Annotated in this window: 12 protein-coding genes; 10 read left to right on the top strand and 2 right to left on the bottom strand. The window is 56.7% G+C overall.

What is annotated here, in order from left to right:
* Positions 1 to 112 precede the first annotated feature (112 nt).
* The 5 genes from B5F19_RS11655 to B5F19_RS11635 all read left to right on the top strand — a co-directional run bounded on the left by B5F19_RS11655 (position 113) and on the right by B5F19_RS11635 (position 4,894).
* Positions 113 to 739, top strand: coding sequence for an HD domain-containing phosphohydrolase (locus B5F19_RS11655; RefSeq protein ID WP_087290641.1), 627 nt, complete (start codon positions 113 to 115; stop codon positions 737 to 739).
* Positions 732 to 2,087, top strand: coding sequence for a C39 family peptidase (locus B5F19_RS11650; protein ID WP_087290639.1), 1,356 nt, complete (start codon positions 732 to 734; stop codon positions 2,085 to 2,087). Before B5F19_RS11655 ends, B5F19_RS11650 begins: the two co-directional genes overlap by 8 nt.
* Before the next feature lie 140 nt (positions 2,088 to 2,227).
* Complete coding sequence (locus tag B5F19_RS11645) at positions 2,228 to 3,316, top strand: S-layer homology domain-containing protein (RefSeq protein WP_140394225.1); 1,089 nt, start codon at positions 2,228 to 2,230, stop codon at positions 3,314 to 3,316.
* A 571-nt stretch (positions 3,317 to 3,887) separates the two neighbouring features.
* On the top strand, positions 3,888 to 4,292 hold the full coding sequence (locus tag B5F19_RS11640) for a zinc-finger-containing protein (RefSeq protein ID WP_087290635.1): 405 nt from the start codon (positions 3,888 to 3,890) through the stop codon (positions 4,290 to 4,292).
* A 17-nt stretch (positions 4,293 to 4,309) separates the two neighbouring features.
* The gene (locus B5F19_RS11635) at positions 4,310 to 4,894 is read left to right on the top strand and encodes a sigma-70 family RNA polymerase sigma factor (protein ID WP_162612569.1); all 585 of its coding nucleotides are present in this window, start codon (positions 4,310 to 4,312) and stop codon (positions 4,892 to 4,894) included.
* A gap of 182 nt (positions 4,895 to 5,076) precedes the next feature.
* Here the strand turns inward: B5F19_RS11635 and B5F19_RS11630 are convergent, their stop codons facing one another.
* Together B5F19_RS11630 and B5F19_RS11625 are read right to left on the bottom strand one after the other, a co-directional pair.
* Positions 5,077 to 8,835, bottom strand: coding sequence for a right-handed parallel beta-helix repeat-containing protein (locus B5F19_RS11630; protein ID WP_087290631.1), 3,759 nt, complete (start codon positions 8,833 to 8,835; stop codon positions 5,077 to 5,079).
* A gap of 19 nt (positions 8,836 to 8,854) precedes the next feature.
* A complete protein-coding gene (locus B5F19_RS11625; RefSeq protein WP_087290628.1) occupies positions 8,855 to 9,631 on the bottom strand; it encodes a hypothetical protein in 777 nt (258 codons plus the stop codon).
* Positions 9,632 to 9,980: 349 nt separating this feature from the next.
* Here B5F19_RS11625 and B5F19_RS11620 point away from each other — a divergent pair, with 349 nt between their 5' ends.
* Genes B5F19_RS11620 through B5F19_RS11600 form a run of 5 tightly spaced genes read left to right on the top strand, consistent with a single transcriptional unit; the run spans position 9,981 to position 15,432 of the window.
* A complete protein-coding gene (locus B5F19_RS11620; RefSeq protein WP_087290625.1) occupies positions 9,981 to 11,129 on the top strand; it encodes a class II fructose-bisphosphate aldolase in 1,149 nt (382 codons plus the stop codon).
* Positions 11,130 to 11,141: 12 nt separating this feature from the next.
* Positions 11,142 to 11,978, top strand: coding sequence for a triose-phosphate isomerase family protein (locus tag B5F19_RS11615; protein ID WP_087290622.1), 837 nt, complete (start codon positions 11,142 to 11,144; stop codon positions 11,976 to 11,978).
* A 12-nt stretch (positions 11,979 to 11,990) separates the two neighbouring features.
* Positions 11,991 to 13,451: a lactate racemase domain-containing protein gene (locus B5F19_RS11610; protein WP_087290620.1), complete on the top strand. Its 1,461-nt coding sequence runs from the start codon at positions 11,991 to 11,993 to the stop codon at positions 13,449 to 13,451.
* Positions 13,452 to 13,467: 16 nt separating this feature from the next.
* Entirely contained in the window at positions 13,468 to 14,634 is a 1,167-nt protein-coding gene (locus B5F19_RS11605) for a 6-phosphofructokinase (protein WP_204248325.1), read from the top strand.
* Between the two features lie 18 nt (positions 14,635 to 14,652).
* A complete protein-coding gene (locus B5F19_RS11600; protein ID WP_204248324.1) occupies positions 14,653 to 15,432 on the top strand; it encodes a sulfite exporter TauE/SafE family protein in 780 nt (259 codons plus the stop codon).
* Positions 15,433 to 15,437 lie beyond the last annotated feature (5 nt).

The raw sequence follows: 15,437 nt of genomic DNA, 5'->3' as shown, positions 1-15,437 counted from the left end.
GGAGGTAGAGAACTTGACCCTGCTGTCCTACAGCTATTGTATCACGGGCATCTCTAAGCCTGCTGATATCTGAATTATTAACTTTCAAACTTATTATACGAGGAGGTCACATATGTCACTTACAATCGCAGAGCTCCAGGTGCGCCTTGACCACTTGGAGAAAGCCAGCCACACTCCCTATTTCTATGACCTGACTCAACGCCTGCTCACCGCCGCATGGTCCTCCGGTCAGTTCCCAGGCTTCTCGCAGGGGGACATTCTCAATATCGCCGGCGCCGCTCGGCTTCATGATCTGGGCAAGCTCTCTGTTCCCGAAGTCATTTTGGACAAGACTGGTTCTCTCACTGTGGAGGAAACAAGTCTCATGGAAAATCACGCTGAGTATGGGAAGCAGGTGCTGGACGCACTCTTCCCCCTGGGCCCCTCCTGCCCCCCACTCATCCAGTATGCCCGTGAGATCTGCCTGCACCACCATGAGCGGTGGTCCGGAGCTGGTTACCTGGATCATCTGCACGGGGAGGAGATTCCCCGCTATGTCCAAGTCGTCAGTCTCGCGGACTGTTATGACGCGCTGCGGACCTGCCGCGGTTACCGGCCAGCAGTGTCCCATGAGTCTGCGAAATACATGATTCTAAGCGGCAGCTGCGGTGGATTCGACCCGCGTCTGCTGGCTCTTTTCCAGCAGGTCATCGACGATATCACAGCAGACCTGTACCAGGGGGATGTGTGCCATGGCTGACCGCCGGGAGGACAGCGCCATCGGCCAGGCAGCCAGCACCGCCCACACTGCATATGGGGCCCTGAAGACCGGGAAAGCCATCGCGGCGGCGGCCAAGGGCGCCTCAGCCGCCGGGCCCTACGGCGCGGTGGCAGGTGCACTCTGGGGCTCCCGTCACCATATCGGGAAAATTATTGCTGTCATCGCTTTTCTGCTCCTGCTTCCCGTCCTCTTTATCCTGATGCTGCCCTCTGTGATTTTCGGCGGGCTAACCGGCAGCGGAACATCAAGCTCTGCGCTTCCTATACTAAACGATAACAGCGCCATTACAGAAAATATTAACGACATCTCCTTCACCATAAATCAGATTTTGGGCGAGGGGATCGATGACGTAGAAGCCCGTATCGCCCAGGACTTTGCCGGGACTGACGGCGACAAGTACGAGGTCGTCAATCCCTATGAAGGAAACCTCGTCAGCAACGCCAACCTCATTCTCTCCCAATACTGCGCCGCCAAGAATCAGGATTGGGAACACATCTCCATCTCAGAACTGGAACAAGTCCTCCGCGCCGAAAAAAAATCTCTTTATACCTTCAGCAGGACATCTGAAGTGCGCAGTGTCCCGGACGATCCTGAAACCGAGGAGGATGAGAGCAGTTCTGAACTCTGGTACATCTACACCATATTGTACCAGGGCGAGGCCTATTTTGCCGACCAGATCTTCCACCTCTCCGATGACCAAAAGGAGCTGGCGGATAACTACGCACAGAATCTCAGCTTGTTTCTTGGGGACGGGATGTTCCAGTACACCGAGGGCTCCGACAGCATCCCATCCCTAGGGACCATCCGATTCACAGATGGAGCCACCGAAGTCGTCTACTACAACCAGCTGGATGACCGCTACGCCGATGAGCCCTACGGGACCGACGACATCGGCGGCTACGGCTGCGGCCCCACCTCCATGGCCATCGTGGTCTCGTCTCTGACCAGCGATACCGTCGATCCAATAGAGATGGCGGAGTGGGCCTATCAGAACGGGTACTGGTGCAGCAAGAGTGGCTCCTACCATTCTCTGATCCCCGGCGCCGCCAAGGCATGGGGCCTCCCGGTCGAGGGCTGCACCGCCTCCGAGCCGCAGAGGATTGTGGACGCACTGAGCCAGGGCAAATTGGTTGTGGCTCTCATGACCAAAGGGCACTTCACATCCAGCGGCCACTTCATTGTTCTGAGAGGCGTCCAGGACAACAAGATCCTGGTGGCCGATCCCGCCAGCTATAATCGGAGCCAGAAGGCCTGGGATTTGTCCATCATACTCAATGAAGCCAGCAGGCGGGCCGGGTCGGGCGGCCCCTTTTGGATCATAGGCTGAACCGAGTGCTCTGCGGAAATCTGCAGGACACTCGGTTCTTTTTTCACAAAATTTCACATTATGCACAGACCTGTCCCCTGCCGCACCAGGCAGTTGTTCACGAGCTGAACTTTTCAATCATAGGAGGTAAAACATTGATTATGAAGCTGACCAGACTTCTTGCACTTTCCGCTACAGCCTGTTCCATCACCGGCATCCTGACTTCACCGGCCCTGGCTGCGGACAGCCCCGCGTACTTCGCGGACGTTCCTGCCAGCTCCATTTATGCGCAGAGTACGGCCTACCTTGTCCAGCATGGCGTCACGTCAGGAACCGGTGATCATCAATTCAGTCCAGAACGGCCCATCACGATTCGTGAGTGGGCCGTTTTTCTTTCCCAGGCTCAGGGTGATGATGACTTTTCCGCCTTTCCCCCTGAGGAATTCATGGCCGCCTGTGTTCAGCGGTGTTTTCTCAATGGCTGGCTGGACATGAACGCAGTCACTGCTCCTGACTCCTCCATCTGCCGTGGAGAACTGCTGCTCAGCGCATTCCGCACCTTTGAGATCCCCGTCTATGACGAATCCCTGTACTCCGGCGGAGCGAAAGGGTCAGATTGGGACAATGCCGTCAGAATCGGAGCAGAACTGGGGCTGTGCCCGGCGGGAGCTGATCCGAACGGCATCATGACCCGAGGCGACGCCGCACTTCTGCTGTTTGCTCTTATGAGCCAGCACTTTGAGATCGATCCCCCTCCTCTCCTGGAGGAACTGACCATCTCTTCCAGCACGGCCGCCGACCTCAATGACTGCCTCCTGGAGATCGACTCCGTACCGGACCCTATCCTGGACGCCTTTGACGCGGCCGGCTGGGAGTACCATCTGGACCCCGGGTACCTGCAGACTTACGGTGCCGAGAACAACCTGAGCTGTGTCGGGCTCACCTCCTACACCGAGGAGCGGATCTACGTCGGCGCCGCTTCACCCACGGTTCACGAATTCGGCCACTTTCTGGACTGGACTCTCGAGTTTCCCGCTGTCCATGAACTGCTCTATCAAGAGGAGGCGGAGCAGGCGCTCCGCATTCTGGGTGACTACTCTGCGACAAATAGCCGCGAATACTTTGCAAATTACTTTGCCTACTGGGTCAGCAACTCCGATCATGCGGAACGGATGGCGCAGTTACAGGGTGTGACGCCAAAGACCTATTCATACTTCTCCGCCCTGGAGGCAAAGGGCTGGATCTCCTGAACAGAGGCAACTCTGGAGCTTGCGCGGCATCAAAAGACCCCTCTGCTTCACCGGTCTATGCGGAGCATCCCTCCGCTCCTACAATTCACAAAATATTTACAACATTCACGGGCAAAATCGCCGAAAAAATGGGCGTAATGAAAATAAGGAGGATTGGAGGTTCTCTCATGGCATGCCAGAGCTGTACCCTTGCACGATTCATCTCCCTTGTGGATGGAAACTGGAGAAACGCGGTCTTTGTCGATGCCTGCAGTGAAGCGTCGTGTTGTCTGGACGCGCCGTGCCGCGGCCATCTTTTTACAACGGAGCGGGATGGAGAACCGGTCGTGATCCCGGCAGAACTTTACCAGCGGCTGACTGGGGAGCAGATCGACCCTTCTGAATGCCGCAGCCATATCTCCCGCTCGGACCTGGAAGATATGTACCGCAGAACACTGCTCTGGCTCTGCGACTCCACTCAAACCTGCGGGGTCCGCCGCCTGAGTTCCCTGTACCTCTCGCTCCCATGCTCTGCCCATACATGAAAAGCATAGAAATTCCCTGACCAAAAGATCAATGGAGGTGAAGATCCTTGAAACGTCTGCATATTCACTGCCCATACTGCGGCGCCCCCGCCGTACGACGGTACGGCCGGGACCTGTTCGGCGACGCGGCCGCCGATCCAGGCGCACTCTACTACGCCTGCGCCCGCCACCCGGTCTGCGACGCCTATGTCAGCGCCCACAAAAAGAGCGGTCTGCCTATGGGGTCCCTCGCCGATCCGGCCCTCCGGCGCAAGCGCATCCAGGCTCACGCCGCATTTGACCGGCTCTGGAAGGAGGGGCCGCTGACCAAGAAACAGGCATACCGCTGGCTCCGGGGCGCCCTGGGACTTCCGGAAGAGCAGGCACATATCGCATGCTTCTCCCATTACCAATGCGACCGGCTCATCGCCATGTGCTCCCAGACCAGTCAGCCAGAGCGCGCGGCCGCGTGAGAAAGGAGGTGGAATTTATGAATGAACCCATGGCTCTGACAGAGGCCCAGCGCAGTCTGGTCGAGCATTACCTCCCCGTGGTCGATTGGGTCATCCGGGACCACATCAAGCTCAACCCACAGGTCTGCGGACTCAATTACAGCGACGTCTATCAGGAGGGCTGCATCCACTTGTGTCGGGCTGCCGCCGCCTATACCGGCGGACCGTCCGGCTTCGGCGCCTACGCGCGGAAGGTGGTGCGCAACGGCCTGATCTCCTATTGCCGCCAGATCTGCCGCCGGGAACCGGACCTGCCCCTCCTGGACAGCATTCCGGAGCCGGAGCCGCCGGCGGACCACGGTTCCCCCTCGCTTGAGGAGCAAGTGCTGAATAAACTTGCCGGCGAGAACCTTGTTCGGACCCTGCATCAGGTGCACGCTCAGTCCAGCGGCGTAGTCCGGCTGGGGCTTGAGGCAATGGATCTGAAGGTCAAGGGCATGACCGGTCAGGAGATCGCTGCACTATACGGGGTCAAGCCTAATCACGTAGGTGCATGGATCTCCCGGGCAGCTCAGCGCCTGCGAAGCAACCGTGCATTCCGCAGCGCATTTTCATCTGACTGAAGCTCCGCGCAGCTTCCCGCTTTTTCCGTCCTCTCTTTGGTGACGCAGAAAGACGGCCCACAATGGCAGCTTGAGCCATTGTGGGCCGTCTTTTCTTCATTTCAGCATTTGTTTCCCTTCAGGCTGCTGCAAACTCTGCCCGAGCAGCTGAAAGAAAGCGAGTGGTTGAAAGCTCTTGCAAGTTACGACTGGCTGTTGTTAAGATACTCAGCCGCTCCGATGTCAGGACCATTACCGGCATAGAGGCTGTTTCCAAAGAAGTCCACTTCATAGTCAACGCCCGCAATCTCGGGGAAGTATTCGCCCATGATGTAGTCGATGGAGTCGGCCGACTGTGCCTGATAATACAGCTCATTGGGAGACTGGGCCGTACCGTCAACAATCTCATTCATAGCTCCGCCAAAGTGCGTGACCGACTCTGCCATCGTTGCACCGGCGTCGATCATCGGCGAACCTGCCACCAGTTGATATCCATCAAGCTCACCGGAGGCACCGGTAATGGGCGTAGTGGAGGGATTGCTGTCGGGTCCGCTGCCTGCGTTGACCAGAACCGTATCAATATCCGCCACAACAACTGCGCCCGTGTCCGCGACTGGCGCGGAGATTCCGCCAACATACGCATTGTTGTACAGTTTTCCCTTGTTGGTCAGATCAGTGATATTGGAAGCGTTTCCTCCACCATAGAAGGTCTGTCCATCAGGATAGCAGAACAGATTATTGAACATGTAGAAGTCATTTACACCAAGTCCGGCCGCCGTATTGGACAGGAACAGCACGCCACGGGAGACAATCTGGTCTGAATAAATGGTGTTGTTGTAGATCATCGTACCCTTGGGGATTCCCTGGGCAAATTCAAAAGTCTTATCACAGTCATTTTGGCTGATATTATATCTCACGGTAGGCGCAGTGTGAGGATAACCACCCATAATCAGCATGAATCCGCCCTCGTTATCATGGCTGTAATTGTACTGCATCAGGGAGTAGGAAGAAGCATGGTCGCAATCGAGTCCCTGCCCGTCCTGAGTACCGTGTGTATTGTATGCCTCATTGTACTGAATCACGGTGTTGGCAGCTTCAAAGGGCCAAATACCCACATTATAGCCGGTGTTCTGATAGCGGCAGTCTTTCGCCAGATTGTACTCGATCAAGGCGCCGTCGGTGTCACGTGTGGTAATACCGTCACCGCCGATCTTTTCCATGTAGTTGTTCCGCACCACCACATTCGTGGAGGGGTACCAGTTGAGCGGGATGTCCGGGCTGTTGGGGAGCCACTGGTTGCACCAGGCAGAATTGACGAGCTTAATGCCCGAACGGTCCACATTGATAAACGTGCAGCCCTCAATCAGAACATCGTCATATTTGGTGGGGATGCCGCTTAATTCGCCACCGATCACATCGGCCTGAACGTCAAAGAAGATGCCGCCGTTCCACTTCAAGTTGATGTTGCCGTTGATGTCGTGAATGTAGCAGTCCTGGATTTTGATTCCCGATACGACGCCAAAATCTTTTGCGGATACATTGATTGCCCTCAGCGCCAAGCTGGTGTTCGTGCTGGTATTCAGGCCGAACTGGCTGTTGTAGTTAGGGGATGTGTTGGTGATCTCCAAGTTGGAAATTGTGATGTATTCCTGATTGAACAGGGAGATCACATTTTCAACAACGCCGTTGCCATCCAGCCGCGGCAGATCCTCGCCGTCGCCGTAGGCGCTGATCACGATGGGATTCTGCTCCGTTCCCATGCCGGAGAACTGGAGAGATTCATTCTCGAACACGCTGCCGCGCTTCAGAAGGACCTGATCTCCAGGCACCAGGGCGTAGGTTTGAGAATATTCCTCCAGCTGGCTCAAAGTCTTCCAAGGAGCATCGATCGTACCGGAATTGCTGTCATCGCCATTCTCGGAATCAATATAGAAATTTCTCGGCGTTCTCAGCTGCGCGGGCTCAAACACCGCCACGATATCCAGGCTGTCGGTAACAGTGCTGGGAACTGTAAAGGTCAGGTTGCTGATCTCTTCTCCATTCACCGTGATGGACTTCAGCTGATAACCGGCCTTTTCAACCACGGTCAGGGTAACAGTCTCACCACTGACGGCGCTGGTCTTGTCAGCCGTAACCGTGCCGCTCACATAGTCTGTATCCACTGTCTGGGAGCCGTTTTCCTCCAGCTTCACAGTCAGCGTAATGTCCACTGCAGACGGAATCTGCTCCACCAGGAGTTCGTCAAATACCACCGGGGCTCCACCGGTCATGTTGATCAGACCGACGCAGTTGTCTGCGTTTTTCCAGTTGTCATCGGTGGTATAGCTCAGGATCTCGCGATCATCCGCATAGAATGTGACCGTATCGCTGATTACTTCGACATCAGCATGCACATATTCATTAGAGAACGTGAAATTCGTGGCTGCAAGCTGGATATTGGTATTGTTGCTGGGATCAATATAGCGAAATACTGCGGCACCGCCGTTCAGAACGAGCACATATCGGCCATTGATAGACGTGTCCTCACCCTTGAACATGATCTGCATGGTGCCGTTGGTCGCATTCCCCTTTTTCACATCCGTGGAGATCCGATAATCGCCGTCAGCTGTCATCTCGTCAAAGACCGACTGATCCAGTAGCAGATAGTTGCTGCCGTTGGCAACGGCGTCAATGGTAAGTTCGCCGGAATTTTGTTCGATGTAACTGAGATCTCCAACCGTCTTATAGGCGTCGTCTATCTCCGATGCCGCAAAGTCATCATAGAAGAGTTCATACGCTCCAGGCTCCCGGGAGACAAAATAGGCAACCACTGTGATGTTCCCGAATTTGGAGTCTAATGTGATGGTGTTGTTGATGACCGTGATCAAACCATCTGCCGAGGTGCCGTTTTCAAGGAAAAATCCATAGGAATCAAAGACATAATTATGAGCCGGAACCGGGCTGAGTGTGACTTTTTCTCCATCGTATCCGCTATCCTTGTCTGCGGTCAGGGTACCACCACCGCTTCCAGGGACGCTGTCAATAACACCGTTGGTAGCGGTCTGAAGCGTCACTGTATACAACTCTCCGGACAATTCCTCATCTGTACTGATGCACAGATCGTCAATACTGAAGTTCTGAGCGGGATACTGGCCAGCAATCGCGAAATATCCCTTCTCCATGGACTGAATATCTGCGTTGGTGACAGAAACGATTTCGGTACCGTCAACATATACCGTGATCTGATCTCCCTCTACCAGCACGTTGATCGCATAGGTCTTTCCGGTCTCCCAAGTAAAATCTCCGCCCTGACTCCATACTTTTGTGAAATTGATGACGCTGTTATTTTGCGTACGTTCCACATAAATACCGCCCTGCACGAAGTTGAAGCGCACCTGCAGCCGGTCCCCTTCGTATTGATCGGCAGTTTTGAAGGCGATCTTCGCATTGGAATTGGTGTTGCCCTCATTCAGTGTCATATTCAGCTGGATCAAAAAGTCATCTGCATCAATGATGTCACCGTTGTATCCAATTCTGTTGCATGGACCCGAGCCATTAAAAACCGCTTTTCCACCGGTAAAAGAAACCGTGCCGTTGGAGTTAAGCACATCCCAATAGCCCTGATTTCCCTGATCAAAATTTTCCTCAATAAGGACACGGTCGAGGGTGTCAATATGAGAGGCACTTACGTTTGCCACATTGTTTTCATCCGCCTCAAGTATTTCTTCTACATGGGTTTCTTCTTCGGCTTCGGCGGTGCCCACATCCTCTGCTTCGACCGCGTCGGTCTCCTCAGCGCCGGTCTCCGAGTCGGTCGGAAGTGTCACGTCCTCCGGCGCTTCGGATACGACCGCTTCACTCATATCCTCAGTATCCTCCGTGTACGCTGCATAGGCTGGCATCCCCATGATGCTGGACACCAGTGACATGCACAGGAGAAGACTTCCGATCCGCTTTCTAAGCTTTTGCTTTTTTCTCGTCATACAAATTTCCCTCCCAAAATTATCGCAGATCTTCGACTTTGCTTTCTGTAATTTTATTATCCAAAATATTTTGCAGCTGAGCTGCAGCATACTGCTCCGCAACAGCACCACGAACATCTTCGAAGGCCGCATAGGAGGAATCCGTTTTATCCGTACAGGTCACTTGCCACTCCAAACCGTATTCATCGGTCCAAGTCTCAGTCTCGCCTTCTTCCATGATTTCAAGATTGGCAGCCAATTCTGCGTTCTGCTCTGAAATGCTTCGGTATGTACTGTCGGTCAACTCAATTGAAAATTGGTTGACCAGCTCCCGTCCAGAATAGAGCTTGACATCCGCAGACGTCTTGCCGATCTCCTTGTAGTCTTCAAGATGCGAGTGGTAGTATTCCAACAAATTCTCTTCAGAAGCCGCTTCAGCCAGGGTGTCCTCCAGCGAACTCTCATATTCCCCCATCACAATGTTGTAATACTGAACCAGAGTGTACTCTTGAATCCCGTAGACCACTTCTCCATCCTGCAGCTGCTGTGCCCGCCGCTGATTCTCCTGCTCCAGATCGCTTTTCAGCTCCTCAAGTGAAAACGCATCGATCACGCCATACTCTTCCGCCGTCTGCTGCAGTACCTTCATATGGACCGCAGTATCGGCATCGTCATTGAGCAGCGCCATCTCTTCTTCCGTGACCGCAGTTCCGTTCACATACAGGAGCGGCTCCCTCGTCTGGCACCCGGAAACCCCAAAAAGCAAAGAACAAAAAACAAGTGCTCCGGCGGTACGAACTAACATTTTCACGTTCATTGATCGCCTCCTATCCGTCCGCTCCAACCCGGTCATTTCACAGCAGAAGCCAAAAGTTTGAGCCCGAAGAACAGTACTTTAAGTAAAAAGTATCCTCGGCTTATGCAATTCAAAAGTGTTGAAACTACCAAAATAAACAGATCATTTTTAGTACCTGTGCACAAGAACGATTCGTTAATTTATTTGTGCCGACCGTAATCTCAATCCGCCCTTTTGTGTATTTTATAGAAAAAAGTGTAAAATCTTTGTTATCTATTCCGAATTGCAACATGGCCCCAAAAGGTATATACTTCAATTAGTTAATTTAATTAAAAAAATAATTAACTTTAAATGATGGAGGTTATGAATTATGCCACTGGTACCACTGAGACCTCTCATGGAGGCCGCCGAAACTCACAATTATGCTCAGGGTGCGTTCAATGTTAACGCTGTGGCACAGGCCAAAGCTGTCATTGAGATGCACGAAACCTTCCGCTCTCCCGCTATCCTGCAGGGCGCGGATTTGGCCAACGCTTTCATGGGCGGCCGTGTGGACTTTGCCAACGGGACCCTGGAGGACAAAAAGAAGGGTGCCCGGAACATTGCCAACGCGGTGAAGAAGTACGGTGAGAACTCTCCCATCCCCATCGTACTTCATCTGGACCATGGCAAGGATTTTGACTCCTGCGTGGCTGCCATCGACGGCGGCTACACCTCCGTTATGATCGACGGCTCCTCCCTGCCGCTGGATCAGAACATTGAGCTGACCCGCGAGGTGGTCAAGTACGCGCACGCCCGGGGCGTCAGCGTCGAGGGCGAGCTGGGCGTGCTGGGCGGCCAGGAGGACCACGTCTTCGCCGCCACCTCCACCTACACCAACCCCTTGGACGCGGTGAAGTTCATCCAGGATACTGGGGTAGACGCCCTGGCCATCTCCTACGGCACCCAGCACGGCGCCAACAAGGGCAAGAACGCCAAGCTGCGCCGTGAGATCCCCATCGCCATCAAGGAGTGCATCAACCGGCTGGGCATCTTCTGCGCGCTGGTGTCCCATGGCTCCTCCACCGTGCCTCAGTACATCGTCAAGGAGATCAACGACCTGGGCGGCGACATCCAGAACGCCTACGGCATCAATGTGGACGAGCTCATCGCCGCCATTCCCTGCGGCATCCGGAAGATCAACGTGGACACTGACATCCGCCTGGCTGTCACCCGGAACATGAAGGAGCTGTTTGCTCAGCAGCCCGAGCTGCAGAAGAGCGCCTCCATCGGCGGTGTGTACGCCCTCCTGGAGGAGAAGAAGTCCGCTTTCGATCCCCGTGTGTTCTTCCCGCCCATCATGGACACCATCCTCACCGGCAATGTGCCTGACGAGGATGTGGCCCTGCTCATGAGCCGGGTGGAGGCCGGCGTGAAGGAGGCGGTCGGCTCCCTGATCGTCAACTTCGGCTCCTACGGGAAGGCTCCTCTGGTGGAGCAGAAGTCCCTAGAGGATATGATCGCCTTCTACAAGAAGTAAGGAGGAGCGGCCATGAAGCATCTGTATCTGAATCTGAAGCGGTTCGACGTTCCCGTGGAGTACGGCGGCGTCAACCGGATCGCCCCGCTGAAGGACTGGGGCAGCTATATTGTCTCCCACACCCAGGATGGTCTGAAGAAGTACGACCCCAGCCAGGTTGAGTTTGTTCAATACTTCCCCGAGGCTCACATCCTGGGCGCTGTGAGTGCCCTGTGCGAAAACAGCCCCGTTCAGGTGGGCTGCCAGGGTGTCTACCGGATGAACACCGCCGTGGGCGGAAACTTCGGAGCCTTCACCACCAACCGTCCCGCCTCTATCGCCAAGGCGATGGGGTGCACGTCCACCATCATCGGCCACTGCGAGGAGCGCAACGACAAGGCCGGCATCCTGGCTGAGGCCGGGGTGACCGACACCGCCGCAGTCAACCGCCTCCTGAACCAGGAGATCCGCCTGGCTGTGGAGCAGGGCCTGACCGTGCTCTACTGCATCGGCGAGAAGAGCGAGGAGCAGGAGCGCTGGCAGGAGGTCCTGGGCGAGCAGCTCAGCGTGGGCCTGGACGGCGTGGACACCTCCAAGGTAGTCATCGGCTATGAGCCCGTCTGGTCCATTGGCCCGGGCAAGACCCCGGCCGGCAAGGACTACATCACCAAGATCGCCCGCTTTGTCAAGGAGCGCACCGGCGGCCTGGATGTGGTGTACGGCGGCGGCCTGAAGGTGGACAACGCCGAAATGCTTGCCTCCATTGAGGAGATCGACGGCGGCCTGATTGCCCTGACCCGTTTCCAGGGTGAGATCGGTTTCTACCCCGACGAGTATCTGGAGATCATCAAAACCTACCTTGGAAAATAAGGAGAGACAGACATGAAACTTGATTTTGAATACGGCCACGGTCTGATGAGCGCCGAGCTGCCCGACAACACCAAGGTCTTTATCCCCGGCGAGACCGTGCCCGATCCCCCCTGCCTGCCTCAGGACTGGGACAGCCTGTACGCCGCCACCCTGGAGTCCATCCGCCACCCCATGGGGATGCCTCCTCTGAAGGAGCTGGCCGGCCCCGGCAAGACTGTGGTTTTCGTCATCCCTGACATTGTCAAGGGCGGCACCCAGCCCACCGCCCACCGCCGCGTCTCCATCCGGGCCTGCCTGGACGAGCTGTACGCCGCCGGTGTGGAGAAGAAGGACATCCTGCTCCTGTTCTCCAACGGCCTGCACCCCCGCGCCACCGTGCCGGAGATGAAGAAGATCCTGGGCGAGGACCTGTTCAACGAGTTCTACTGGACCAACCAGATCACCAGCCACGACAGCGAGGACCCCGAGCACATGGTCGACCTGGGCGTCACCCAGCGGGGCGACCCGGTGCTGATGAACAAGTACGTCTTTGAGTGCGACATCCCCATCCTCATCGGCCACACCCAGGGCAACCCCTACGGCGGCTACTCCGGCGGCTACAAGCACTGCTCCACCGGCATCACCCACTGGCGGAGCATCGCCAGCCACCACGTCCCCAAGGTCATGCACCGTCCCGACTTCACCCCCGTGTCCGGTCACTCCCTCATGCGTACCAAGTTCGACGAGATCGGCATGCACATGGAGGAGAAGATGGGCCACCCCTTCTTCTGCTGCGACGCCGTGCTGGACACCTACTCCCGCCAGATCGCCATTTTCTCCGGCTACGCCAAGGTGATGCAGCCCGAGTCCTGGAAGATCGCCAACAAGCGCACTTACGTGCCCTGGGCAGAGGAGAAATTCGACGTCATGGTTTTCGGCATGCCCCAGGACTTCCACTACGGCGACGGCATGGGCACCAACCCCATCCAGATGATGCAGGCCCTGTCCGCCCAGGTGATCCGCCACAAGCGCGTTATGAAGGAGAACTGCGTCATCATCTGCTCCTCCATCTGCAACGGCTACTTCCACGACGAGCGCTGGCCCTACCTCCGGGAGCTGTATGAGATGTTCCAGCACGACCACATGAACATCCTCCCCGATATGAACCGTTACGGCGAGTATTTCGCCACCAATGAGGAGTACATCCGCAAGTACCGCTACTGCAACGCCTTCCATCCCTTCCACGGCTTCTCCATGATGAGCTGCGGCCACATCGCTGAGATGAACACCTCCGCCATCTACATCGTGGGCGCCCAGGAGCCCGGCATCGCCCGCGGCATGGGCCTGAAGACCCGGGCCACCTTCGAGGAGGCTCTGGAGGACGCCAAGAAGAAGTTCGTGGGTCCCAACCCCAACATCCTGGCTCTGCCCAAGACCTTCAAAGTGGGCGCCGTCCACCTGTGCATGAAGGACGACGACCTTACCACGGTGTAAGGGAGGCGCGGTACATATGCTGAAAGGAAATATGCTCATTGCCCATGGCGGCGGCCCCACCCCGGTCATCAACAGCTCCCTGCTGGGAGCTGTCCGGGAGGCCAAGCTCCATGAGGAGATCGAAACTATCTACGGCGCCCGGTTCGGTGCGGAAGGCATTCTGGCCGGGGACCTGATGGATCTGGGTCAGTTCAGCCAGGAGCAGCTGGACCTGCTGGCCCGCACCCCCGCCTCCGCTCTGGGCTCCTGCCGGCGGAAGCTCACCGACGCGGACTACCCTGCGGTGCTGGAGTGCTTCAAGAAGTTCAACATCCGCTACTTCTTCTACAACGGCGGCAACGACTCCATGGACACCTGCCACAAGGTCTATCAGCTGGCCTGCCAGTCCGGCTACGAGCTGCGGGTCATCGGAATCCCCAAGACCATCGATAATGACTTGGCCGTCACGGACCACTGCCCCGGCTTCGGCAGTGCGGCCAAATATGCCGCGGTGTCCGCCCTGGAGCTGGCCTTTGACGCCTCCGCCCTGCCCATCCATGTGGTGGTGATGGAGCTCATGGGCCGCAACGCCGGCTGGATCACCGCCGCCTCCGCCCTGTTTGCCGACCAGATGCCCTGCGAGCATCTGGTGTACCTGCCCGAGACCAACTTCGACAAGGAGCAGTTCCTGTCCGCGGTCAAAGAGAAGTGGAGCAAGGGCCGCGGCCTTCTGGTCACCGTATCCGAGGGAATCCACTACGCCGACGGCTCTCCTGTGGCCGACTCTGGCATCGTGGACGGCTTCGGCCACAAGATCCCCGGCGGCGCCGCCCAGACTCTCAGCGACATGATCATGCAGGAGACCGGCCTGAAGTCCCGGTCGGAGAAGCCCGGTTTGCTGGGCCGGGTCAGCGTGGCCCTCATGTCCGAGGTGGACCAGCGGGAGGCCGAGGAGGCCGGCGCTGTGGCCGTGCGCTCCGCTGTGGAGGGCAAGACCGGCTTCATGGTCGGCTTCCAGACCACCCGGGAGCCGGAGTACCGCAGCGAGACCTGCCTTGTTCCCCTGGAGCAGGTCGCCAACGCGGAGAAAAAGTTCCCCCTGGAGTGGATCGGCGAAGACGGCGCCAGCATCCGTCCGGAGTTTCGGGACTACTGTCTGCCTCTGCTTGGGGCGTATGACAATCGCTTTGCCCAGCTTCGCTGAGAGGAGTGACTGCTGAGTATGCAGATCCTCTTCAGCTTCCTGATTTGCCTCTTAGCCACGACCATCGGCGGCATCAGCGGAGTGGGCGGCGGCGTCATCATCAAGCCGGTGCTGGACGCGGTCTCCGGCATGCCGGTAGCCACCGTCAGCTTCCTGTCCGGCTGTACCGTTTTGGCCATGACCATCACGTCGATGATCCGCAGCCGCAGAGGCGACGTGAAGGTGGAGCCCCGCAGGGGCACGCTGCTGGCCATAGGCGCTGCCATCGGCGGTGTGGCCGGCAAGGAGCTCTTCGAGCTGGTCCGTGCCGCCGGCGGCATGACCGTCTCCGTGGCGCAGCAGGTCATGATGATCGCCCTTACCCTCGGGGTTCTGGCGTACACCCTGAACCGGCCGCGCATCACCGCCAGGAATGTGACCCAGCCGGTGGTCTGTGTGTGCATCGGTCTGGTACTGGGCCTTTTATCCGCCTTTTTGGGAATCGGCGGCGGCCCTATCAATCTGGCCGTGCTGTACTATTTTTTCTCCATGGATACCAAGACGGCTGCGCTCAACTCCCTGTACGTGATCCTGTTTTCCCAGTCCGCCAGCTTTATCAGCACCGTTGCCCGCGGCACCGTCCCGGAATTTGAGTGGCCGGCCCTGCTTGTGATGGTAGTCGGCGGCATCCTGGGCGGCAATCTGGGGCGCAGCATCAGCAAAAAACTGAGCAACAGCGACGTCGACCGGCTGTTCTTCTGGCTGCTTATTGTCATTACCGCAATCAGCTGCTACAACCTGGTCAACTGCTTCATCTGAGAGCC

It is taken from the genome of Pseudoflavonifractor sp. An184, assembly GCF_002160305.1.
In the GTDB taxonomy this organism is placed as follows: Bacteria; Bacillota; Clostridia; order Oscillospirales; family Oscillospiraceae; genus Lawsonibacter; species Lawsonibacter pullicola.
This window is presented reverse-complemented; position numbering and strand designations above follow the sequence as displayed.

Coding starts and splice junctions, on each gene's coding strand:
- B5F19_RS11655 (WP_087290641.1), top strand. CDS start 113: ATGTCACTTACAATCGCAGAGCTCCAGGTGCGCCTTGACCACTTGGAG.
- B5F19_RS11650 (WP_087290639.1), top strand. CDS start 732: ATGGCTGACCGCCGGGAGGACAGCGCCATCGGCCAGGCAGCCAGCACC.
- B5F19_RS11645 (WP_140394225.1), top strand. CDS start 2,228: ATGAAGCTGACCAGACTTCTTGCACTTTCCGCTACAGCCTGTTCCATC.
- B5F19_RS11635 (WP_162612569.1), top strand. CDS start 4,310: ATGAATGAACCCATGGCTCTGACAGAGGCCCAGCGCAGTCTGGTCGAG.
- B5F19_RS11630 (WP_087290631.1), bottom strand. CDS start 8,835: ATGACGAGAAAAAAGCAAAAGCTTAGAAAGCGGATCGGAAGTCTTCTC.
- B5F19_RS11625 (WP_087290628.1), bottom strand. CDS start 9,631: ATGAACGTGAAAATGTTAGTTCGTACCGCCGGAGCACTTGTTTTTTGT.
- B5F19_RS11620 (WP_087290625.1), top strand. CDS start 9,981: ATGCCACTGGTACCACTGAGACCTCTCATGGAGGCCGCCGAAACTCAC.
- B5F19_RS11615 (WP_087290622.1), top strand. CDS start 11,142: ATGAAGCATCTGTATCTGAATCTGAAGCGGTTCGACGTTCCCGTGGAG.
- B5F19_RS11610 (WP_087290620.1), top strand. CDS start 11,991: ATGAAACTTGATTTTGAATACGGCCACGGTCTGATGAGCGCCGAGCTG.
- B5F19_RS11605 (WP_204248325.1), top strand. CDS start 13,468: ATGCTGAAAGGAAATATGCTCATTGCCCATGGCGGCGGCCCCACCCCG.
- B5F19_RS11600 (WP_204248324.1), top strand. CDS start 14,653: ATGCAGATCCTCTTCAGCTTCCTGATTTGCCTCTTAGCCACGACCATC.